The 21281-nt window shown below is 59.7% G+C and carries 18 protein-coding genes and 1 pseudogene; 10 read left to right on the top strand and 9 right to left on the bottom strand.

Annotated elements, in window-relative coordinates; genetic code table 11:
- Window positions 1–45: 45 nt before the first annotated feature.
- The 4 genes from LRO94_RS23160 to groL all read left to right on the top strand — a co-directional run bounded on the left by LRO94_RS23160 (window position 46) and on the right by groL (window position 3561).
- The gene (locus LRO94_RS23160; protein WP_095185794.1) at window positions 46–777 is read left to right on the top strand and encodes a HugZ family pyridoxamine 5'-phosphate oxidase; all 732 of its coding nucleotides are present in this window, start codon (window positions 46–48) and stop codon (window positions 775–777) included.
- A gap of 66 nt (window positions 778–843) precedes the next feature.
- Window positions 844–1320 carry an FxsA family protein gene (locus LRO94_RS23155; protein WP_032890823.1) on the top strand — a complete coding sequence of 159 codons (477 nt, stop codon included), beginning with the start codon at window positions 844–846 and terminating at the stop codon, window positions 1318–1320.
- Window positions 1321–1567: 247 nt separating this feature from the next.
- The gene (locus LRO94_RS23150) at window positions 1568–1864 is read left to right on the top strand and encodes a co-chaperone GroES (RefSeq protein WP_003175874.1); all 297 of its coding nucleotides are present in this window, start codon (window positions 1568–1570) and stop codon (window positions 1862–1864) included.
- A 50-nt stretch (window positions 1865–1914) separates the two neighbouring features.
- Entirely contained in the window at window positions 1915–3561 is a 1647-nt protein-coding gene (gene groL / locus LRO94_RS23145; RefSeq protein ID WP_032890825.1) for a chaperonin GroEL, read from the top strand.
- A gap of 79 nt (window positions 3562–3640) precedes the next feature.
- On the opposite strand, the gene LRO94_RS23140 is transcribed toward groL, so the two are convergent.
- Both LRO94_RS23140 and LRO94_RS23135 read right to left on the bottom strand, forming a co-directional pair.
- Window positions 3641–4360 (bottom strand): phosphatase PAP2 family protein, encoded by a 720-nt coding sequence (locus tag LRO94_RS23140; protein ID WP_179179915.1) that lies wholly within the window; start codon window positions 4358–4360, stop codon window positions 3641–3643.
- Window positions 4361–4410: 50 nt separating this feature from the next.
- Window positions 4411–6360, bottom strand: coding sequence for an LTA synthase family protein (locus LRO94_RS23135; protein WP_179179916.1), 1950 nt, complete (start codon window positions 6358–6360; stop codon window positions 4411–4413).
- A 201-nt stretch (window positions 6361–6561) separates the two neighbouring features.
- Here LRO94_RS23135 and colR point away from each other — a divergent pair, with 201 nt between their 5' ends.
- The 5 genes from colR to LRO94_RS23110 all read left to right on the top strand — a co-directional run bounded on the left by colR (window position 6562) and on the right by LRO94_RS23110 (window position 10332).
- Window positions 6562–7245, top strand: coding sequence for a two-component system response regulator ColR (colR, locus tag LRO94_RS23130; RefSeq protein ID WP_027605482.1), 684 nt, complete (start codon window positions 6562–6564; stop codon window positions 7243–7245).
- Complete coding sequence (locus tag LRO94_RS23125; protein ID WP_179179917.1) at window positions 7235–8515, top strand: sensor histidine kinase; 1281 nt, start codon at window positions 7235–7237, stop codon at window positions 8513–8515. The genes colR and LRO94_RS23125 overlap by 11 nt, the downstream gene beginning before the upstream one ends.
- A 188-nt stretch (window positions 8516–8703) precedes the next feature.
- Window positions 8704–9384 carry a class I SAM-dependent methyltransferase gene (locus LRO94_RS23120; RefSeq protein ID WP_032890833.1) on the top strand — a complete coding sequence of 227 codons (681 nt, stop codon included), beginning with the start codon at window positions 8704–8706 and terminating at the stop codon, window positions 9382–9384.
- Window positions 9385–9388: 4 nt separating this feature from the next.
- On the top strand, window positions 9389–10108 hold the full coding sequence (locus tag LRO94_RS23115) for a lipopolysaccharide kinase InaA family protein (protein WP_032890835.1): 720 nt from the start codon (window positions 9389–9391) through the stop codon (window positions 10106–10108).
- A complete protein-coding gene (locus LRO94_RS23110; RefSeq protein WP_032890836.1) occupies window positions 10105–10332 on the top strand; it encodes a hypothetical protein in 228 nt (75 codons plus the stop codon). The genes LRO94_RS23115 and LRO94_RS23110 overlap by 4 nt, the downstream gene beginning before the upstream one ends.
- 54 nt (window positions 10333–10386) lie before the next feature.
- Here LRO94_RS23110 and LRO94_RS23105 read toward each other — a convergent pair whose 3' ends face one another.
- From LRO94_RS23105 to LRO94_RS23085, 5 genes are all read right to left on the bottom strand, one after another.
- Window positions 10387–13413, bottom strand: coding sequence for a multidrug efflux RND transporter permease subunit (locus tag LRO94_RS23105; protein WP_095185788.1), 3027 nt, complete (start codon window positions 13411–13413; stop codon window positions 10387–10389).
- 3 nt (window positions 13414–13416) lie between these two features.
- A complete protein-coding gene (locus LRO94_RS23100) occupies window positions 13417–14547 on the bottom strand; it encodes an efflux RND transporter periplasmic adaptor subunit (RefSeq protein WP_032890841.1) in 1131 nt (376 codons plus the stop codon).
- Window positions 14548–14748: 201 nt separating this feature from the next.
- Window positions 14749–15846 carry a DUF1513 domain-containing protein gene (locus LRO94_RS23095; RefSeq protein ID WP_032891083.1) on the bottom strand — a complete coding sequence of 366 codons (1098 nt, stop codon included), beginning with the start codon at window positions 15844–15846 and terminating at the stop codon, window positions 14749–14751.
- A gap of 2 nt (window positions 15847–15848) precedes the next feature.
- Entirely contained in the window at window positions 15849–16913 is a 1065-nt protein-coding gene (locus tag LRO94_RS23090; RefSeq protein WP_032890843.1) for an imelysin family protein, read from the bottom strand.
- Between the two features lie 31 nt (window positions 16914–16944).
- Window positions 16945–18384: a di-heme oxidoreductase family protein gene (locus LRO94_RS23085; protein ID WP_179179918.1), complete on the bottom strand. Its 1440-nt coding sequence runs from the start codon at window positions 18382–18384 to the stop codon at window positions 16945–16947.
- Between the two features lie 138 nt (window positions 18385–18522).
- Here LRO94_RS23085 and LRO94_RS23080 point away from each other — a divergent pair, with 138 nt between their 5' ends.
- Window positions 18523–19086, top strand: coding sequence for an NAD(P)H nitroreductase (locus tag LRO94_RS23080; protein WP_032890847.1), 564 nt, complete (start codon window positions 18523–18525; stop codon window positions 19084–19086).
- Between the two features lie 125 nt (window positions 19087–19211).
- Here LRO94_RS23080 and LRO94_RS28150 read toward each other — a convergent pair whose 3' ends face one another.
- A complete protein-coding gene (locus LRO94_RS28150) occupies window positions 19212–19967 on the bottom strand; it encodes a methyl-accepting chemotaxis protein (protein ID WP_371260757.1) in 756 nt (251 codons plus the stop codon).
- Window positions 19968–20069: 102 nt separating this feature from the next.
- Window positions 20070–21209: pseudogene (locus LRO94_RS28145) on the bottom strand (PDC sensor domain-containing protein); the annotation flags it as partial.
- Window positions 21210–21281: the final 72 nt, after the last annotated feature.

Genomic DNA, 21281 nt, shown 5'->3' with positions numbered 1-21281 from the left:
CATTCCCATATGGGTTGGGCGGCTGAATACCCTAGGAGTCACACGTTGAGCGCGCACGTTGCCAAGAACGCCCGAGAGCTATTGCTCAAGGAATACCGTGGGGCTCTCGCCACACAGTCAAAAGCCATGCCGGGTTTTCCCTTTGGTTCAGTCGTGCCGTACTGCCTGGACGAACAGGGTCGCCCGCTGATCCTGATCAGCCGTATCGCCCAGCACACCCACAACCTGCAAAAAGACCCCAAGTGCTCACTGCTGGTGGGCGAACGTGAGGCCGACGATGTGCAAGCCGTTGGGCGTCTGACCTACCTGGGTGAAGCCGAGAAGTTGGAGGAGGGCGCCGCCATTGAGGCTGCCGCCGAGCGCTATTACCGCTACTTCCCCGATTCCGCCAACTACCATAAAGCTCACGATTTCGACTTTTGGGTGCTCAAGCCGGTGCGCCACCGTTACATCGGCGGCTTTGGCGCGATTCACTGGGTCGACCAGTTGACCCTCGCCAACCCGTTCGCGGGCAAGGCTGAGCGCAGCATGATCGAGCACATGAACAGCGATCACACCAAGGCCATCGCCCATTACGTCCAGCTTGCCGGCCTGCCTGCCGTGGAGCCCGCGCAATTGGCCGGTATCGACAGCGAAGGCATGCACCTGCGTATCGGCCAATCCCTGTACTGGCTGCCGTTTGCCGAGCCTTGCAACACGCCGACACAAGTACGCGAAGCCCTGGTTTCATTGGCCCACGCCGAAGCCTGGCCGAAAAAAGCCGCGGCTGACGCTTGAATTCACGAAACGGCGACGTCATCTAAGGTGGACTGGCAAGGCATTCTTGCGTTGAGGAACCATTTGATGCGCCCTTTTTTATTGCTCTTTCTGCTGTTCCCGGTGTTGGAGCTGTTCGTATTCGTCCAAGTCAGCAGTGCGATCGGGTTTTTCCCGGCCCTGTTGCTGATCATTCTCGGCTCGATGCTTGGCGTTCTGGTGCTGCGCGTCGCCGGCCTGGCAACGGCACTGCGTGCCCGTGAAAGCCTGAACCGTGGCGAACTACCGGCCCAGACCATGCTTGAAGGTCTGATGATGGCCCTGGCGGGTGGCCTGTTGATCCTGCCGGGTTTCGTCAGCGATGTTGTCGGGCTGTTCCTGCTGCTGCCGTTCACTCGCAAACTTCTGGCGGGCAAGATGCGCCAGCGCGCCGAAGAGGCGGCGATTCGCCAGCGTGCGTTCGCAGACGACCTGCAACCCCGTGGTGGCCCGGCTCCGCGCCAGCCTTTGGGGCGTGAAGGCGATGTGATCGAAGGTGAGTTCGAACACCGCGACAGCAAATAACCGCTTTATTGACACGGCACCTGCGGGTGCCGTGTTGCTTTTATCGCTCGGCGACTGCAAAAAAATTCCGCCGATCGCCCTTGTAATAAGCTTATGCGCCCTTATGTAACGGTCACCGCAAGGTTTCTGGTGGCGACACCAGACAGACTTCCGCGTCTTGCTTGGCGAGGCGCGACCGGCACAGCCGGATAACAACCTGCCGGTACTGACACCGGCCGATGAAAAACACAATTAGGAGAGATCGACAATGAGCAAGCTTCGTCCTCTGCACGACCGCGTCGTAATCCGTCGCAGCGAAGAAGAAAAGAAAACCGCTGGCGGTATCGTTCTGCCAGGTTCGGCTGCTGAAAAAGCCAACCACGGTGTGATCGTCGCTGCAGGCCCAGGCAAGACTCTGGAAAACGGTGACGTACGTGCGCTGGCCGTTAAAGTCGGTGACAAGGTTGTATTTGGCCCTTACTCCGGCAGCAACACTGTGAAAGTCGACGGCGAAGACCTGCTGGTTATGGCTGAGAACGAGATTCTCGCTGTTCTGGAAGACTGATTTCCCCGCTCATTTTCCCGTTACTACAAAGTATTTAAGGAATATCGATCATGGCTGCTAAAGAAGTTAAATTCGGCGATTCCGCCCGTAAAAAAATGCTCACCGGTGTCAACATCCTGGCTGACGCAGTAAAAGCTACCCTGGGCCCGAAAGGTCGTAACGTGATCATCGAGAAGAGCTTCGGCGCTCCGACCATCACCAAGGACGGCGTTTCTGTAGCTAAAGAAATCGAACTGGAAGACCGTTTCGAAAACATGGGCGCGCAGCTGGTCAAAGACGTTGCCTCCCGTGCCAACGATGACGCAGGCGACGGTACTACCACCGCCACCGTTCTGGCTCAGTCGATCGTCAACGAAGGCCTGAAAGCCGTCGCTGCCGGCATGAACCCGATGGACCTCAAGCGCGGTATCGACAAGGCCACCATCGCCGTTGTTGCCGAGCTGAAAAACCTGTCCAAGCCATGCGCTGACACCAAGGCTATCGCTCAGGTAGGTACCATCTCCGCCAACTCCGACAGCTCCATCGGCGACATCATTGCCGAAGCCATGGAAAAAGTCGGTAAAGAAGGCGTGATCACCGTTGAAGAAGGCACTGGCCTGGAAAACGAACTGTCGGTTGTAGAAGGCATGCAGTTCGACCGTGGCTACCTGTCCCCGTACTTCGTCAACAAGCCAGAAACCATGGTTGCCGAGCTGGAAAGCCCGCTGATCCTGCTGGTCGACAAAAAGATCTCCAACATCCGCGAAATGCTGCCAGTGCTGGAAGCCGTTGCCAAAGCCGGCCGCCCACTGCTGATCGTTTCCGAAGACGTTGAAGGCGAAGCCCTGGCGACTCTGGTTGTGAACAACATGCGTGGCATCGTCAAGGTTGCAGCCGTCAAGGCTCCAGGCTTCGGCGACCGTCGCAAGGCCATGCTGCAGGACATCGCTGTTCTGACCGGCGGTACCGTAATCTCCGAAGAGATCGGCCTGAGCCTGGAAAGCGCCACCCTGGAAAACCTGGGTAGTGCCAAGCGCGTGACCATCTCCAAAGAAAACACCATCATCGTTGACGGTGCTGGCGTTGATGGCGACATCCAGTCCCGCATCAACCAGATCCGCGCCCAGGTTGCCGAGACTTCCTCGGACTACGACCGTGAAAAACTGCAAGAGCGTCTGGCCAAGCTGTCCGGCGGCGTTGCAGTGATCAAGGTTGGCGCCGGTTCCGAAGTTGAAATGAAAGAGAAGAAAGCCCGCGTTGAAGACGCCCTGCACGCAACCCGTGCAGCCGTTGAAGAAGGCGTGGTACCTGGCGGTGGCGTTGCGCTGATCCGTGCTCTGGAAGCCTTGGTTGACCTGAAAGGCGATAACGCTGACCAGAACGTCGGTATCGCTGTTCTGCGTCGCGCCGTTGAATCCCCACTGCGCCAGATCGCTTCCAACAGCGGCGACGAGCCAAGTGTTGTGGTCAACGAAGTGAAGAACGGTAAAGGTAACTACGGTTACAACGCTGCAACCAGCGAATACGGCGACATGGTTGAAATGGGTATCCTGGACCCAACCAAAGTCACCCGTTCGGCACTGCAAGCTGCCGCTTCGATCGCCGGTCTGCTGCTGACTACCGAAGTTGCCATTGCTGACAAGCCGAAGGCTGAAGGCGCTGGCGGTGGCGGTATGCCAGACATGGGCGGCATGGGTGGCATGGGCGGCATGATGTAAGCCAGCCTTACCCCTGTACTGAAAAAGCCCCGCCTGCAGTGATGCAGGCGGGGCTTTTTTGTGGGCGTTGCTTTGGGGGTCAGGTGTGCGTTGCGCGCTTGGATGGCCGGTACAGCAACAGGCAATACAGCCCCAGGCAGATCAGCCAGCAGAAAATCGCCGTCCACACGTTATGGGAAAAGAAGTGTGCGCCTTGCATCATACGGCTGACGGAAAAGACGCTGCCCAAGCCGACGGCGAAGATGAATGCGTAGCGAGCCATGCGCGGCTGCCTGTCACGCAGTGCAAAAAACAGCGCGAACAAGGCGAACCCGGTGGCGGCATGACCGCCTGGCCAGCAGCGCCCGGGTTTATCGGTGGGCGGGCGAGGGCTCAGCAGTTTGCTGTAGGTCTCCTGACCGCCGAACTCTTGGACGCTCCATGGGCACTGGACGCCGGTGATGGTTTTCAGCGGAGAGACAAACGCCGTCGCCAGCCCGAGTGAGAGCACCAGGCAGCCCAGTTCGCGGCGATAGGGTTTGAGCCGTTGGAGGACAAACGTGCCGACAAATCCCAGGATCGCCAAGACCGAGAACAGGATGACCAACTCTTTGGCGCGGTCATGCAGGATGTCTTCGAGGAAGAAACTGTAACGCCCGATGAAACCGCCCTCCGCGCCGTTGTAGAACAGCTTGGCGAGGTACATGTCCAGCGAGGTCAGCTCCAGCAACAGCAATAGAAGCGCAGCGCCGCCAGGGATGCCGAGGCATAGCCATAAGTTGAGAGGTTTGGAAGCCGGTACGGCGGGGGTGGTTCGCATGGTGAACCCTGGTGAAACAGTCCCGTACTGACCTGTACGGGACGTTTTGGTTAGCGCGTGCTCAATGCCGGGGCCTCTTCCTTGGGCGCCCTCCAGCTCAGCAACTGTTGTTTGAAGTCATAACTGGCAGCCTGGTAGTAGCTGATCGCCCGCTGGATCAACGGATCATCGCTGCCGACGCGCAGCTCTTTGCTTTCACCCAGGGCTTGGTCGTGGCGGCGTAGGCCCAGGCGCGGGCTGAGAATGGCCAGGTCCTTGCCGTCGAACAATCCCAGGTGCTGGTAGTTACCGACCACGACCCGAGGTGACAGTGGGTTTTCCTGCAGCAGGTTACGGCCAAAGAACGTTGATTCGTAGCTCAGGTTGAGCAGGCCCAGCAGCGTAGGCGCCAAGTCGATCTGGCTGGCCAGTTGTGCGCTTTCTCGTGGGTCGATCAGCTTGGGCGCATAGATGAATAGCGGAATCTGGTAGTTGGTGATGGGCAGATCTTCTTTACCTGCGCTGCCGGCGGTGTGGTCGGCGACGAAGATGAAGATCGTGTTATCGAACCAGGGTTTTTGACGGGCGGCTTCCAGGAATTGGCCGATGGCATGGTCGGTGTATTTCACGGCGCCGTCGCGGCCATTCCCGGATTTGATGTCGATACGCCCATCCGGGTAGGTGTAGGGGCGGTGGTTGGAAGTGGTCATCAACTGCAGCAAAAATGGCTGCTGCTTGGCGTAGTCGGTGTCGGCCAGTTTCAGGGTTTGTTTGTACAGGTCCTCGTCAGCCATACCCCAGGCGTTCTTGAACGAGATTTCCGACTCGGGCACGCTGCTCTGGTCCACGACGCGATAACCGTTACCGCTGAAAAACGCGTTCATGTTATCGAAGTACCCGCGCCCGCCGTACACAAACACGCTGTCGTAACCGACGGCCGTGAGTTGCTGCCCCAGGCTGGCGAAGCCGCTTTCACGACCAATGCGCTTGACGATCGAGCGCCCGGGCGTAGGGGGGATCGCCAGGGTAATTGCTTCCAAGCCACGGTCGGTACGGGTGCCGGTGGCATAGAAATTATTGAAATACAGGCTCTGTTTGCGCAGTGCATCGAGGTAAGGCGTGAGGTTGCGTTCGTCGCCGTTGCTGCCCATGTATTTGGCGCTGAAACTTTCGATAGTCACCAGCACGATATTGGGTTTGCGCGGCGTCCCGGGGTTGGTGATGGCGCGGCGAATATCCAGCGGGTCCTGACCGATAAAACGGGCGTTGGGCTCGCTGAGTTCGGTGCGCATTTGCTGGGCAACGACGTCCGTTGGCAGGGTTTTGTAGAACTGCGGGTAATCCAACTCATTATTACGGAAGGCGGCAAAGAACTGATACGGGCCATTGCTGGCCAGTTCGTTCTTGTAAGCGTTACCGCCCTGGGCGCGTGGGCTGTCTTGGCTGATCAGTTGCAGGCTCAACCCGCTGACGATCAACAGGCCCAAGGCATTCGCCAGCCGGCCACGCATTGTCGGCAGTGGGGCGCTCATCGCCGCGTTGAACGGCTTGCGCAAGGCCAGGCTCAGCACAATGGCCAGCATGGCTAGCAGGCTCAGCAGTTTGCCGATCGGATAGGACTCCAACAGGTTGTTCAATACCTCATCGGAATACACAAGGTAATCAACGGCGATAAAGTTGAAGCGCACGCCGAACTCATCCCAGAACAGCCACTCGGCCACCGAGGTAAACAGCATGGCGAACAGGCTGACGGTGAGCACCGCCTGCAGGAACCAGCGGTGACCGCGACGGCGCCACAGCGCGGGTGGGCATAGCAGCAAATACAGCCCCAGCGGCAGTGCTGCATAGGCCAGGAAACCCAGGTCGTACAGCAGGCCCACGCCAAACACCGGCAGCAGGTTGCCGCCGACTTCATCCAGGTGGGTGATGAGCAGTACGCTGCGAGTGAGCAGGAAAATAACCAGCCAGGCACCGGTTACCAACAGCAAATAGCGCATTGGCGCCATCTTGAGAAACCCCATGTCTATGTTCCTTATATCAATGGGTGGCGATCTTCTGCCTGACACTGTAGTCAGTTTGTGAAGCTATAGTGAAAAACTTGTTCAACTCCTTACAAGGTTGAAAACCTTTATCGTCGTACCTTTCAGCTCTATCCCTTAGCCACACTTGGCCTTAAGCTGCGCGAGCCAACACGGCCGTTACCGCGTACGGAGACACTGCCCATGCGAATTCTATTGGTTGAAGACAACCGCGATATTCTGGCCAACCTGGCCGACTACCTGGGGCTAAAAGGCTACACCGTGGACTGTGCGCAGGACGGTTTGTCGGGCTTGCACCTGGCCGCAACCGAGCACTACGACTTGATCGTGCTCGACATCATGCTGCCTGGCATCGATGGCTACACCTTGTGCAAACGCCTGCGTGAAGACGCCCGCCGCGACACACCGGTGATCATGCTCACCGCTCGCGACCAGTTGGATGACCGGTTGCAGGGCTTCAAGTCCGGCGCCGACGATTATTTGCTCAAACCGTTTGCCCTGTCGGAATTGGCCGCGCGTATCGAAGCCGTGCTACGCCGTGCCCAAGGTGGCGGTCGTCGCGCCCTGCAAGTGGCCGATCTTAATTACGACCTCGATACCCTGGAAGTTACCCGCGAAGGGCGCCTGCTCAAACTCAACCCGGTCGGCCTGAAGCTGCTCGCGGTCTTGATGCAGAAGAGTCCCCACGTACTGCGTCGGGAAGTGCTTGAAGAGGCGCTGTGGGGCGATGACTGCCCGGACAGCGACAGCCTGCGCAGCCATGTGCACCAGTTGCGGCAAGTGATCGATAAGCCGTTCGCCAAACCGCTGCTGCAAACGGTGCATGGTGTGGGTTACCGCTTGGCCGAGGGCCGTGATGGAGTTTAAGCAAAGCCTTGCCCAGCGGATCATCATCGCCTTTGCCTTGATGAGTGCGTTGGTGGCGGGCGCCTTCGCCATGGGCATCGTCGCGACCGTGCACCTGGTGGAAGAGAAGTTGATCTCGGCAGGCTTGGGCGGTGACTTGCAGCGCCTGCTGCTGATGGACACCGTCGAGGACTGGCGGCACCGGCCCGAGCCCGATCAGCTGTTTTACTTCAGCGGTGGCCCCGGCGATTTTGAATTGCCCAAGGACCTGCGCCATCTGGAGCCAGGGTTTCATGAGGTGTTTCGTGAGGCGCTGTCGTACCACGCCATGGTCGAAGTAGTCGACGGTCGGCGCTATGTGCTGCTGCAAGATCAAAGCGATTTCGAAGAGCGCGAGCGCGTGCTGTTTGCCGTGGTGTTGGTGGGCTTCGTGCTCAGCCTGGCGCTGGCGGTGTTCCTCGGTTGGGTGCTGGCCCGTAAGGTGATGGCGCCGGTGGTGCGCCTGGCTCGTCAGGTGCGGCACCGTGACCAGTTGCTTGGCCTGGCGCCGCCCCTGGCGCCCGACTATGCCGCCGACGAAGTCGGGGAGTTGGCCGTGGCCTTCGACGCCACGCTGGGGCGCCTGCGTCAGGCATTGTCACGCGAGCAGTTGTTTACCAGCGATGTCAGCCACGAACTGCGCACGCCCCTGATGGTGCTGGCCAGTTCCTGCGAACTGCTACTGGAAAACCCCGCGATCGATCAGCGTGGGCGTAACCAGGTCGAGCGAATCGCCCGTGCCTGTGAAGAAATGCGTGAACTGGTCCAAACCTTCCTGATGCTCGCCCGTGCCCAACATGACGATGGCAGCATGTCGCCCAAGGTCAACCTGTCGCAGGTGGCTGATGATCTGCTTGGCATTTGGCGCGAGCCCATTGAGCACAAGGGCCTGGAGTTGATCTACCAACCGGGCAACCCTTTGGATACCCGCTACAACGCGACCTTTCTGCATGCCGTGATGGGCAACCTGTTGCGCAATGCGCTGCATTACACCGAACGCGGTTTTATCCGGCTGACCCTGGAGCCTACCGGGTTTGTGGTGGAAGACAGCGGCGTCGGTATTCCCGAAGATAAGCGCGAAGCGATGTTCGAGCCGTTTGTCCGCGGCAGTGACAAGCGCGGTGAGGGCCTCGGATTGGGTTTGTCACTGGTCCAGCGCATCTGCGAGAACCAGGGCTGGAGCGTTACCCTCAGCACTATGGAACCCAATGGCTGTCGCTTTCATGTTCAGTTGAGTCAGGTCAACGCCTGACCGTTTCCCCTGCCGTTATCCTGCCAGAGATCGCCGTAATTCGGCGAAGATGGCCCCATGATATTGCTTGTATCTGTAAAGTCTTGAAATATATGAGATTGGACAGGACAAGTTTTTCACAATGGGTTGACCTGTTGATCACAGGACGCTGCTTAAGGTTGTAGGCATCAGCAACAGGAGATCCGTTGATGCCTACCCCGATCAAACTCGAATTTTCCGACAAGTACGACGACGAACACGCCCACGAATATTTGCTCAAGCATCAGGACAATTTGGCCCGCCGCTTGTCCCACAAGCGCGACGAACAATTGGCCCGTGGTGCGTTGGCGATGGCGGGTGAGCCTAGCCTGGTGCTGGACTTGCCGTGTGGTGCGGGGCGCTTCTGGCCGTTGCTGGCGGAAAAACCCAACCGTGTGATTATTGGCGCCGACAATTCCGCGTCGATGTTGAAGGTCGCAACCGCCGCCCAACCGGCGGATGTGGTGAAACGGGTACGACCTTTGCAGACATCTGCCTTTGATATCGATTTGCCGGATAACTCGGTCGATAGCATTTTCTGTATGCGCCTGTTGCACCACATTGGTGATCCGGCGCACCGACTGGCGATATTGCGGGAGTTTCAGCGTGTTACCCGCGACAGCGTGATCATTTCGCTGTGGGTCGATGGCAATTTCAAAGCCTGGAAACGCAAACGCCTTGAAGGGCAGCGACGCAAGAACGGTGAGCAAGAAGGTTACCAAAACAGATTTGTGTTACCAGCTGCTACTGTTGAAGCAGAATTTGAGCAAGCGGGTTTCCGTGTTCAGGATTCTCTGGATTTCATCCCGCTGTACGCCATGTGGCGAGTGTATGTATTGCGCAAGAGGTAAGAGCATGGCAGTTGAGTGCGTAGCAGGCAGTCACGTAGCTCCCGAAGAAAGATTTGATTATTTCTGGCGCCAACAAGGCGAGTGGGTCGAAGAGCCCAATCGTCGTCGCGGCGGTGAAAGTGGTGTGCAGCGAGTGATGAGCGCCAATGGGCGTCTTCTCTACAGCAAGCGCCAGACTGGCCACATCTACCGCAGTTGGCTGCACCCCTTTGGGCGCCCTACGGTGCTGCGCGAGCGTGATGCCCTCAAGGGGCTGCGCTTGCTGGATGTGCGGGTGCCGGAGTTGGTGTTCTGCGAGGCGCGCCGCGATGCTGAGCACCAGTGGCAGGCGTTGCTGGTTACCGCGTCCCTTGACGGTTTTGACGAAATTGAAAACTGGTACTCCGCGGGTGGCCGTGAACGCTACGGCGAATTGGTCCACGAGCGCGTACTCAAGGAATTGGCCTGCACCCTGGCACGTATGCACAAGGGGCGTTGGCAGCACGGTTGCCTGTACATCAAGCATATCTTTGTAAGGGTGACGGGCGAGGGCGACGCGGCCAACGTGGAAGTGGCACTGCTGGATTTTGAGAAGTGCCGCCAGCGCATTACCGCTCATAAGGCAGCGTCCCACGACATGCTGCAACTGCGCCGCCATTCGTCGTGGAACGATAGCGACTGGGCAAAACTCAGCTACTTTTACGAGACGGCGTTTGGCAGCGCTATCAAGGGTTTAACCAAATGAAGCTAGAAATAGCACGAGGTGTGTTTCTGGTAGGGGCGTTAGGCGTTGCAGCCTTGGCCCTGGCCGCGTGGGAACAGCCTCGCACACAGGTACTCAGTGCGACGCAGGACGGGGCGCAATGCCTGTTGCCGCGCGTCGTCAAGGCGAGTGTGGCGGCCAAGCCTGATCACGAGTTGCTCCTGTTCATGTTTGGAATGTCTCAAGGGATGAGGCCGCAGAGTTGAAACGATTTAAACCACCCCGAAAGGGCCTTGCGATGCGAGGCCCTTTTTTTTGCTTCAAGCCTTATCCGGTTTGGCCAGGAGGGTATAAACGCAGGGCAGTACAAACAGCGTAAACAACGTACCGATCGACATCCCCGTCGCAATCACCATCCCGATATCAAACCGGCTGACGGCACCCGCCCCGGTCGCGAAAATCAGCGGCACCATGCCGAACACCATGGCGGCTGTGGTCATCAGCACTGGTCGCAGGCGAATCGATGCGGCTTCCTCCACGGCTTGTCGGGGCGTGAGGCCCTTGTCCTTACGCAACTGGTTGGCAAATTCCACGATCAGAATGCCGTGCTTGCTGATCAAGCCGATCAGCGTTACCAACCCCACCTGGGTGTAGATGTTCATGCTCGACCAGCCCAGGAACAGCGGAATCAGCGCCCCACAGATCGACAACGGCACCGTCACCAGGATCACCAACGGGTCACGGAAGCTTTCGAACTGCGCCGCCAACACCAGGAAGATAATCGCCAGGGCCAGGCCAAAGGTTACCCACAGCGCCGAGCCTTCCTGAATAAATTGTCGGGACGCACCGCTGTAGTCGAACGCATAGCCGGGCGGGGTTTCTTCAATGGCGATCTGGCGCACGGTGTCGATGGCCTCGCCCATGCTCACGATCGGAAAGCCTGATATCAGCGCCGAGTTGAGTTGCTGGAACTGGTTCAACTGGCGCGGTCGGGCGCGGTCGGTGAGTGTGATCAGGGTCGACAGCGGCAACAATTCACCCTGGGTGTTTTTCACGTAGTAGTTGTTCAGCCAGTCGGGGTTATCGCGGTAGGCCCGTTCTACCTGAGCGATCACCTTGTAACTGCGCCCATCAAGGGTGAACCGGTTGATCTCCGCCTCCGCCAGCAGGGTTGCCAGGGTGCCGCCGAGGTCTTGCATCGACACACCCATCTGCGCCGCCTTGGCGCGGTCGATATCCACCACCACTTCGGGTTTGTCGAAGGCCAGGTCGATGTCGACAAAGGCAAACTTGCCCGACTCCATCGCGCGCTTTTTCACGCGGTTGGCCACTTCCAGCAACGACTCATAGTCATTGGCGGTGTTGATCACAAAGCCAAACGGCAGGCCCTCACCCGTGCCGGGCAGGGACGGCAGGTTGAAGCCGAACACTTGCAGGCCGGGAATCTGCTCGAGGCGATGCTGCACCTCGGGGAGGATTTGCATCTGGGTGCGGTCACGCTCGTTCCACGGCTTGAGCAGGAAACCGCCGATGCCCGATTGCACGCCGTTGAAGCCATTGATCTGGAACGACGAGTAGTACTCCGGAAACTCCTTGAAGATGTTGATGAACTCGTCGGTGTAGGTGTTGAGGTAGTCCAGGTTGGTGGGCTGCGGCGCGCTGGCAATCATGAAGATGATGCCCTGGTCTTCGTCCGGGGCCAGTTGCGACTGGGTGAACTTGAGGAACACCGGGATCAGGCACAGCACGATCAGCGCAAACACGATCACCACCGGCCGCGTATTCAGGGTGCCGTGGAGCATGCGTTGATAGCGCCGCTTGAGTCTGTCAAAAATCCGGTCGAGGCGATGAGCCAGGCCGCTCGGGTTTTCATCGTGGCGCAACAGCAGGGCGCACATCATCGGTGACAGGGTCAGGGCGACAATGCCGGAAATGATCACCGCCCCGGCCAGGGTCAGGGCGAACTCCTTGAACAGCGCCCCGGTGAGCCCTTCGAGAAAACCAATGGGCGCATACACCGCGGCCAACGTGATGGTCATGGACACCACCGGCAGGGCAATTTCCCGCGCGCCTTCCAGCGCCGCATCCAATGGCGTCTTGCCTTCCTCGATATGCCGGTGGATGTTTTCTACGACCACGATGGCATCGTCCACCACCAGGCCGATGGCCAATACCATCGCCAGCAGCGTCAGCAAGTTGATCGAATAGCCCATCAATTGCATGAAAAACAGCACGCCGATCATCGACAGCGGGATGGTGATCACCGGGATCACCACCGAGCGCAACGCGCCGAGGAACAGGAACACCACCACGATGACGATCAGTACCGCCTCAAACAGGGTCTTGACCACTTCGTTGATGGAGGCCTGGATAAATAGCGTGGCGTCGTAGGCAATTTCTGCCTTGAGGGTAGGCGGCAGCTGGGCTTCCAGCTCTGGCATGATCTTGCGCACTTCCTTGATCACCTCCAGCGGGTTGGCGCTGGGGGTAGCCTTGATGCCGATGTACACCGAGGGCGTGCCGCCAAACGAGCTGATGGCGTTGTAGTTTTCCGCGCCCATTTCTACGCGGGCCACGTCCCGCAGCAGCACACGGCTGTCACCGTCGGTTTTAACAGCGATGGCGCCAAAGGCTTCAGCGGATTTGAGGTCGGTGTTGGCGTTGATGCTGGTCACCACGAACTCACCCTTCACCTCGCCGGCGGCGGACAGGAAGTTGTAACGGCGCACGGCGTCGGTGATGTCGCTGGCGCTGAGGCCGAAACCGGCGAGCTTGACCGGGTCCAGCCAGATACGCATGGCGAACACCTGATTGCCGAGGATCTCCGCTTCTGCCATGCCCGGCAGGGTGGCGAGCTTGGGCTGGATGACGCGAGACAAGTAGTCGGTGATCTGCGGGTTGCTCAATTGCTGGCTGGAGAAACTGATGTACATCAGCGCCGAAGCGTCGGCCGCCTCTTTGCTCAACACCGGGTCTTCGGCGTCTTGTGGCAGTTTGTTTTTTACCTCATTGGCTTTGGCCAGCAACTCGGTAAACAAGCGGTCGCTGTTGGCGCCGATGCGCGCGTAGATGGAAATCACCGAAAAGTTCTGGCGACTCACCGACGTCATGTAGTCGATGCCCTCGGCGCTGGCCAGGCTTTGCTGCAACGGCTGAGTGATATAGCCCTGGATGGTTTCGGCGTTTGCACCGGGGTAGGCGGTGGTCACCGTTATCAGGGCGTTTTCCATGGTCGGGTATTGGCGCAGCGGTAACTTGCTGTAGGCCTGCAAACCCAGCAGCACGATGAGCAGGCTGACCACCATGGCCAGCACCGGACGGCGGATAAAGGCGTCTGTGAACTTCATGGCTCAGTGCCCTGCCGGCAGGTTTTTGTCCGGACTGATGGCGATGGGCGTGCCGTTATCCAGCTTGAGCTGACCGGCGCTGACCACCTGCTCACCGGCGCTCAAGCCCTTGCTCACCAGCACCAGGCCGCCGCGTCGTTCGCCGGTCTCGACAAAGCGTCGCTCGGCGATCAGCAGCGGTTGGCCATTGGCGTCCTTTTCCAGCGCGCCGCTTTCGTTCTTCTTCTCGGCCACGGCGTACACCGAGTTGCCGTAGAGGGTGTAGGTAATTGCGCTTTCCGGCACCACGATCTGTGCGGTGGGGTTGGGCAGCAAGACGTCGAGGCTGGTGAACATGCCGGGCAGCAGTGTGTTGTCCGGGTTGGCCAGGGTGGCGCGCACCAGGACATTGCGTGTGCTGTCCTCGACCTTGGGGTTGATTGCGCTGATGCGGCCGGGGAATTGCTGCCCGGGGTAGGCTGAGACCTGCACCTGCACGGTTTGGCCGATGGCGACCTTGGGCACCGCGTGCTCGGGGATATAGAAGTCGACATACAGGCTGCTGATGTCCTGCAAGGTGGCGATCACCGTGCCGCTGGCCAGGTAGTCGCCCACGTCCACCTGGCGAATGCCGATGGTGCCGCTGAACGGCGCGACAATATGCTTCTTCGCCAGCGAGGCCTTGAGCTGGTTGACCGTGGCTTTGTTCTTTTGCAGTTGCGCGGACAGGCGGTCGAACTCGCCCTTGGAAATCGCCTGGCTGCCCACCAACTGGCTGCCGCGTCCGTAGTCCAGCTGGGCCAGGCCCAAGTCGGCCTGGGCAGTTTCCAGCAGCGCGCTTTCTACGGCGCTGTCCAGTTGCACCAGGGGTTGCCCGGCCTTGACCTTCTGCCCGGATTCGAACTTCACGTCTTTGACCGTTCCCGCAATTTCCAGGCTCAGGTTGACGCCTTGCAAAGCCTTGAGCGTGCCCACCGACGGTAGGCGTTGCTGCCATGGCTGTTCGACAGCGGTGGCGACGGCGACACTCACGGGCGGCTTGGGTTTGGAAAAGACCTGGATCTGCTGATAGATGGAAAAGGCTTTATAGCCCGCCAGCAGCAGGACGATTAACAGGACGACACCCAACATGATCAGCATGCGACGGCGCAGCATATTCCGGTTCCTTGGAAAAACTGAGACAGACGAAAACAGACAAGCTCGAAACATTACTCCGAGTGTAGTGGGGATTCCAGACGGTATTTTTGACAGGTCAACGGCCCTGTAATAGCCCGACTTGCCGGCGATGGCGCCTTCAAGCCCTGCGGCGATTTGAAGTACACCATTGCCGGCAAATCGGGCGACTACAGGGGGATGTCAGATCAGGTGGAGATGGTTGTCCCAGAGCCCTGCTGGTAATTCCAGCGGTTTGGCGACCAACTGTTTCTGGCGGCAATCGTAGTAGCGGCAACGGCCTTGGCCGGAGGTGACGACAAATCCATCCTCTACTGCACCGACCCCTGCGCAATCGGGTAACGGACCATCAAGACGCAGTTCGCCGCTGTCCATGTCCCAGATAAAGAAGCGATTGCCACGTGGCGCCGTCAATGCCACCAGGCGCAACTCGCTGTGCACCGCGACGCTGGCGGTGTAATGCCCCATGGCCTGCAATTGCTCGTCTGCCACTGGAAACGCCACGAACGGTTGCCCCGGACGCTTGATCGCCAGCAACTCGGAACGCTCCTGGGACGGCCCCATGAACTGCTGCCCGGTAAGGATGGTGCCATCGCTGGCGATGCCCATATGGCGCACGCTGTTCATCTGCTGGGCCAGGGTTTCCTTGCTGATGAGCGTGCCATCGCGCTGCATCAACACCAGGCTCGGCTCCATGGCATTGAGGTTCATCTCCACGCGGCTTTCGGCTTCGGTGCGAATGCCGCCATTGGCCACGATCAACGTCTCGCCGTCGGGCATCCACGACACCTGGTGCGGGCCAATGCCGTGGGTGGAAAGTTCGCCGCTGTGCACCAGCCGCTCGCCTTCGAACTTATACACACCGAGCAAGCCACGGCCGGGGTCTGACGTATCGTTCTCGGTGGCGTACAGCCAGTCGCCGCTCTTGTGAATCACCGCATGGCCGTAGAAGTGGCGATTGGTGTTCGAGGTGATGGTTTGCAGCAGCGCGCCATCACGCAGGTCGATCAGGTAACTTTCGGTGCCCGGGCGACGGGCGACGAACAGCGCAATCGGCAGTGTCGGGTGGTTGATGATGTCGTGGCAGCGCTGGCCGACCTGAGTGGCAAACACTTGCTTGCCGTCCAAGTGATAGCCCACGGCGTAGTGCTTGCCGTCTGCATCATCGCGCGCCGACAGCAGCAGCGGACCCTTGTCTTTCTGTTTGAACAACGTCCAACCACCCAGTGTGAGTGCGCTGAGCAGTACGCTGCCAACCGCCAAAGCCTGTCGCCTGAGCATCATCAGTCACCGTCGTTGGCGTTAAAGCCCAGTTGGATGCCCAGCGCCTTGGCCAGTTCGCCTTCGTGCAGGCGGTGGACGACGTTGAGGCTGTCATAGATGTCGTTGAGTTGCTGGCGACCGGCGTCATCGTTCAACAGTTCGTTGAGGGTGCGCTGGTTGCTGGCGAACAGTTTCAGGGACGCGGCGTAGGCGGCGTCGATTTTGTCGGCCAATGGTTTCTGATCCGACGGCAGCAGGCCACGCAGGCCTTTGTTGTCGACGCCGACCCATACGGTCTGGGCGGCAGCAAGGCTGGCCTCCAAGCTTTGCAGGGACGACTGGCTGCGCCACGCGTCGGCCTGGAACGGCTGCGGGATGCCCTTGGTCTGGCGGCCCATGGGCGTGCCGAGTTTTTTCTTCAGGCTGTCCAGGGCGGTCACTTGGACGCGCAGCAGGTCGGCGATGGCTTCGTGGGAATCGGCGTAGCGCTGGTTCGGAAACTTGGTCATCTGCGCGAGCATGCCATCGGTGCTGTTCCAGCTGGCTAGGATCTCTTCGGCCAGGGTTTTCTGACGCTCGCCGATGGCCACCAACAGTGGGCAATAACGGGCTTTGTTCGCATCGTCGGCGATGTCGGTCTTGGCGTCGTAGAGGATGTATTCGTAGGCCGACAGGCCTTGCACGACTACGCTGGACTTGGCCAGGGCGGCGCCGTCGATCTGCGGCTGGCTGGTGACCAATTGCTCGACCTGGCGCCCGACCAGGTTTTTCTTGTCCGGCCAGAACTGTATTTGCCATGCACGGTTGCCCTCGGCCAGCGGGCCGATCAGCAGCGGTTGCAACTCGGCCCAGGCTTTTTGCGCATGGATGAAGTCGGCGCGGGCGGTGTCCAGGCTTTCCTTGCCCTGGCAGTAGGCGAGGGCGCTGACGGCCAACTGACGGTCGGCTTCGACCCAGCGGCTGTAGGTCGGCAGGATCACTTGTTTGGCGATCGCTGCAGAGGTCACAGCTTGCGGGTCTTGTGGCGAGCAGGCACCCAGGGCGAGGGCGGCCAGGCTGGTGAACAACAACTTGGGACGGAACATGTCGAGCTCCCTTCTGTAAGTGGGGCGAAGCTTATAAAGAATTCAGGAACGCCAGCAACGCAGCGCGCTGTTCGGCATTAAAGGACAACACATGCTGCTGCGCCGCTTGTGCCTCACCGCCGTGCCAGAGCACGGCTTCCAGCAGGTTGCGGGCGCGGCCGTCATGCAGAAACTGGGTATGGCCACTTACGGTGTGTGTCAGGCCAATGCCCCACAACGGCGGCGTGCGCCAGTCGCGGCCACCGGCCTTGAATTCGCTGCGGTTGTCGGCCAGGCCATCACCCATGTCGTGCAGCAGCAAATCGCTATAGGGGCGGATCACTTGGTTGGCCAATTCAGGCTCGGCGGCATTGGCTGAGGTGGTGAACGTCGGCTTGTGGCACCCCTGGCAACCGGCCTGGAAGAACAGGTTTTTCCCGGCCAGGACTTGCGGATCGTTGACCTGGCGGCGCACGGGCACGGCAAGGTTACGGGTGTAGAACAGCACCAGGCGCAGAATGTTATCGCTGACTTCCGGCTCGCCATCGGCGCCATTGCCGTTGGGCGCCTGTTTGCAGGCCACTTGGGCGTCGGTGCAGTCATCGAAGGGTCTCAGGGACGTAGTGAGGCCCATATCACCAGAAAACGCGTGAACATTTTGTTGATTGAGGTTGGGTTGTCCGGCTTTCCAGCCAAAACGCCCGAGCACGGTTTTTTGCTGGGCGTCATCCCACACCTGATTGGCCCGGCCGACGATGGCTTCTTTATCGGCGGTTTTGGGGTCGGTATTGCGCAGGATGTCCGCGTCGCTGATGGCTTCAAGCAGGCCAAGGCCGATCATCGGCGGGGCGATGCGCGCCGAAAAACGGGTGTCGGGGTGCATTGGGCCGTAGCCGAGTTGGGTGATCTGCAGGTCCGGCTTGCGCAGTTCGACGACGGTGCCGTCCTTGAAAGTGACGTTGACCGGTGTGTAGTCGACCCGCACCTTGCCTTCCGGGGTGACGCCGGGCACGGCCATGTCCTGCAATTGCCCGCCGTATATCGGCTCTGGCACCACGCCTGCTTGCTCGATGAGTTTGGCGTAGGGTTGCTGATCCTGAGTTGGCAGGGCGATCGACAGGCGCACCAGCATCGAGACCGCATTGGCTGCGTCGGGCAACGGCGGGTGGCCACGGCCGTCCTTGATGTGGCAGTTCTGGCAAGCGTTGGTGTTGAACAACGGTCCCAGGCCATCACGGGCGGTGGTGGTGGACGGCGCGATCACCCAAGGACTGCGAAAGAAACTGTTGCCGACGCTGAAGTCCAAGCGGCGCGTCGGCGACAAGTTGGCCGACGGCAGGGAAAACGCGTTCTGGTCGCGCTTATTCACCGTCGTCGCGCCGCCTGCCCGCGATTCACCCGGCTCGGCCTTGGTGAACCTGGGGGCGTCATCGCACGCAGCCAGGCCCAAGGCCATGCATACGACGGACAGACGAAGAAGCGAACGGAACATCGAGTTTCCTGAACGAGCGTGAAAAATATGGTCGCAAAGTCTAACAGGGCCGGGGGGAATGAATAAGAGCAATTATCGTTTGGTGGTCGCCGGTTTATTCCCGCTAGAATGACCGCACATTTTTTCTGGAGGTGGCCAATGCAGGCTCTCGACGCTTTGCTCAACCGTGTTTCCGTGCCGCGTTTGCTGGAGCCGGCACCGACCCAGGAGCAGCGCGACGTGCTGTTCGCCGCTGCCATGCGTGCACCCGACCACGGTCAATTGCGCCCTTGGCGTTTCCTCACCGTAGAAGGCGCCGCCCGTGAGCAGATGGGGACGCTGCTGGCCGAGGCTGCACGCCTGCAAGACGCCGACGCTCCGCAAGCCGCCATCGACAAGGCCCAGAACGGCCCATTGCGCGCACCGTTGGTGGTGGTGGTGATCGCCCGTTTGCAGGAGCACTTCAAGGTACCCAAGTCTGAGCAACTGCTGGCGGCGGCCTGTGCGGCCCACGGCATTCTGTTGGCGGCCTATGCCCAGGGGATAGGTGCGGTGTGGCGTACGGGTGAGTTGTCCTACTCGGCCCACGTTGCCAAAGGCCTGGGGCTGACGGCGGATGAGGAAGTGATTGGCTTCCTCTATTTGGGTACCCCGCAGAACCCGCCGCGTACGGCGCCGAAGGAAGATGTGGCGGCGTTTGTGCAGGCTTGGACGGGTCTCTAAGCAGTACGCGATCAAAATGTGGGAGGGGGCTTGCCCCCGATAGCGGTGTCTCAGTCAATGAATCTGCTGACTGACACACTGCTATCGGGGGCAAGCCCCCTTCCACATTTCACCTGTGGTGTTTCTTAAACCTTGAACTGATCCATGAGTTTCATCTGCTGGCTGGCCAACGCATTGAGTTGGCTGCTGATAGCCGCCGATTCGGTGGCCTGGCCGGTGAGGGTTTCGGTCACGGTGCGGATCGCCGAGACGTTACGGTTGACCTCTTCGGCCACCGCGCTCTGTTGTTCGGCGGCGCTGGCGATTTGCAGGTTCATGTCGCTGATCACCGTCACGGCGTCGCTGATCTTGCCCAAGGCCTGCACGGCCTGATGGATCTGCCCGGCATTGCTCTGGGCCTGGCTTTGGCTTGAGTGCATCGTCGCGACCACGCCACGGGTGCCGCTCTGGATGCGTTCGATCACCAGGCGGATCTCCTCCACGGAATCCTGGGTGCGCTTGGCCAAGTTACGGACTTCGTCGGCCACCACCGCAAAGCCGCGGCCGCTTTCGCCCGCGCGTGCCGCTTCAATCGCCGCGTTCAGCGCCAGCAGGTTGGTCTGTTCGGCAATGCTGCGGATCACTTCCAGCACCGAACCGATTTGCTCGCTGTTGACTGCCAGGGCTTCGACTTCGCCCACGGCCCTGCTGACTTCTTCGGCGAGGATCGTGATGTCCCGCGTACTCTTTTCAATGATCTGCATGCCTTCGCGCGCCGACTGATCGGCACCGCGTGCCGCGCTGGCGGCATTCGAGGCGCTGTTGGCGACGTCATGGGCGGTGGCGCTCATTTCGTTGGACGCCGTGGCCACTTGGTCGATTTCACGGAACTGCACCTGCATGCCTTCGCTGGTCTGGCGGGCGATGGCCGAGGACTGGTCCGCCGTGCCGCGGGCCTCGGTGATGCTTTGCTTGATCTGGGCGATAGTCGGTTGCAGCTTGTCGAGGAAGCGATTGAACCAGTTCACCAGTTCGCCCAGTTCATCCTTTTTACTGTAGGCCAAGCGTTGGGTGAGGTCGCCGTCGCCGCTGGCGATGTCCTTGAGCATCGCGGCCACGCTGTTGATCGGGCGGGTTACGCCGGTGGCGGTCAGCCAGATCAGCAGCAAACCCAGTAGCCCGGCGGCAGCGCCCACCAGCAAGGCCTTGAGGGTGCCGGTCGCCTGGGCTTTGTCGAGGACCTCCTGCAGTTTTACGGTGTCGGCCAGCATCACGTGTTTGGGCAGTTTAATCACCACCCCCCAGGCTTTGGCATCGGCGATCGGCTTGACTGCGTAGACCGCACGAATCGTATCGCCCTGCTCAAGATTGACGTGGCTGTCATTGGCCAGCAGTTGCACGATCTCATTGCCCTCGGCGCCCAGCGTATCGATCAGATTTTTGCCGACCCGCGCAGGCTCGCCGCTGTAGGCGGCAATCAGACCGGTGCTGGAGATAACCTCTAGGTGCGCGGCGCCATCGAACAGCGTCTTTTGGGCCGCATCAGCCAGGGTTTGCAGGCTGTTGAGCGCAATGTCCACACCCACCACACCAATCACTTTTCCATCCACCAGCAGCGGTTGGGAAATGGTGGTCATCAATACCGGTTTGCCGGCCACAGTGTCTTCGTACGGATCCAAGAGGCAGGTGCTGCGGGTGTCACGTGGGCAGGTGTACCAGATGTTGTAGGGGGTGCCGTTTAGGTTGGGGGTGGTCTTGGTCAGGTCTTCCTCGACCATGATGGTGTTCAGGCCTTCACCCCCGGCACGGCTCCAGTAGCTGGAAAAGCGGCCTTTTTCATTGGAGACGCGGGCCTTGTCGTTGATGAATTCGCTGTCCTTACCGTCCAAGCCATCGGGCTCGAACGACAGCCAGATTCCGAGCACCTTGTTGTTGCGTTCAAAGGCGGTTTTCAGGCTCTGATTGAGTTCTTCGCGAAGGGCTGCGGGCTCCAGAGCACGTTTGGCGGCGAGGTTGCGCAAGTCTTTGACTTGGTCGGCCAGGGCGGTGACCGCGGTTAGATTTTCGCCGAAGGTTTTCTGCAACTGCACCGCTTGTTCAGCGGCCCTTGCCTGCAACAGGCTTTGCACGCTGCTGGTGAGCATGCGTGAACTTGAATCGCTGATCAGATGGTCGTTCTGGTCCGTTTCGTACAGATTGATGCTCACGATCAGCGT

The sequence above is a fragment of the Pseudomonas sivasensis genome (genome assembly GCF_021391435.1).
Taxonomy (GTDB): Bacteria; Pseudomonadota; Gammaproteobacteria; order Pseudomonadales; family Pseudomonadaceae; genus Aquipseudomonas; species Aquipseudomonas sivasensis.
This window is presented reverse-complemented; position numbering and strand designations above follow the sequence as displayed.

Excerpts from the sequence above, each read along its gene's own strand:
- LRO94_RS23155 (WP_032890823.1), top strand. The coding sequence starts at position 844 with ATGCGCCCTTTTTTATTGCTCTTTCTGCTGTTCCCGGTGTTGGAGCTG.
- LRO94_RS23150 (WP_003175874.1), top strand. The coding sequence starts at position 1,568 with ATGAGCAAGCTTCGTCCTCTGCACGACCGCGTCGTAATCCGTCGCAGC.
- groL (WP_032890825.1), top strand. The coding sequence starts at position 1,915 with ATGGCTGCTAAAGAAGTTAAATTCGGCGATTCCGCCCGTAAAAAAATG.
- LRO94_RS23140 (WP_179179915.1), bottom strand. The coding sequence starts at position 4,360 with ATGCGAACCACCCCCGCCGTACCGGCTTCCAAACCTCTCAACTTATGG.
- LRO94_RS23135 (WP_179179916.1), bottom strand. The coding sequence starts at position 6,360 with ATGGGGTTTCTCAAGATGGCGCCAATGCGCTATTTGCTGTTGGTAACC.
- colR (WP_027605482.1), top strand. The coding sequence starts at position 6,562 with ATGCGAATTCTATTGGTTGAAGACAACCGCGATATTCTGGCCAACCTG.
- LRO94_RS23125 (WP_179179917.1), top strand. The coding sequence starts at position 7,235 with ATGGAGTTTAAGCAAAGCCTTGCCCAGCGGATCATCATCGCCTTTGCC.
- LRO94_RS23120 (WP_032890833.1), top strand. The coding sequence starts at position 8,704 with ATGCCTACCCCGATCAAACTCGAATTTTCCGACAAGTACGACGACGAA.
- LRO94_RS23115 (WP_032890835.1), top strand. The coding sequence starts at position 9,389 with ATGGCAGTTGAGTGCGTAGCAGGCAGTCACGTAGCTCCCGAAGAAAGA.
- LRO94_RS23110 (WP_032890836.1), top strand. The coding sequence starts at position 10,105 with ATGAAGCTAGAAATAGCACGAGGTGTGTTTCTGGTAGGGGCGTTAGGC.
- LRO94_RS23105 (WP_095185788.1), bottom strand. The coding sequence starts at position 13,413 with ATGAAGTTCACAGACGCCTTTATCCGCCGTCCGGTGCTGGCCATGGTG.
- LRO94_RS23100 (WP_032890841.1), bottom strand. The coding sequence starts at position 14,547 with ATGCTGCGCCGTCGCATGCTGATCATGTTGGGTGTCGTCCTGTTAATC.
- LRO94_RS23095 (WP_032891083.1), bottom strand. The coding sequence starts at position 15,846 with ATGCTCAGGCGACAGGCTTTGGCGGTTGGCAGCGTACTGCTCAGCGCA.
- LRO94_RS23090 (WP_032890843.1), bottom strand. The coding sequence starts at position 16,913 with ATGTTCCGTCCCAAGTTGTTGTTCACCAGCCTGGCCGCCCTCGCCCTG.
- LRO94_RS23085 (WP_179179918.1), bottom strand. The coding sequence starts at position 18,384 with ATGTTCCGTTCGCTTCTTCGTCTGTCCGTCGTATGCATGGCCTTGGGC.
- LRO94_RS23080 (WP_032890847.1), top strand. The coding sequence starts at position 18,523 with ATGCAGGCTCTCGACGCTTTGCTCAACCGTGTTTCCGTGCCGCGTTTG.
- LRO94_RS28150 (WP_371260757.1), bottom strand. The coding sequence starts at position 19,967 with ATGCAGGTGCAGTTCCGTGAAATCGACCAAGTGGCCACGGCGTCCAAC.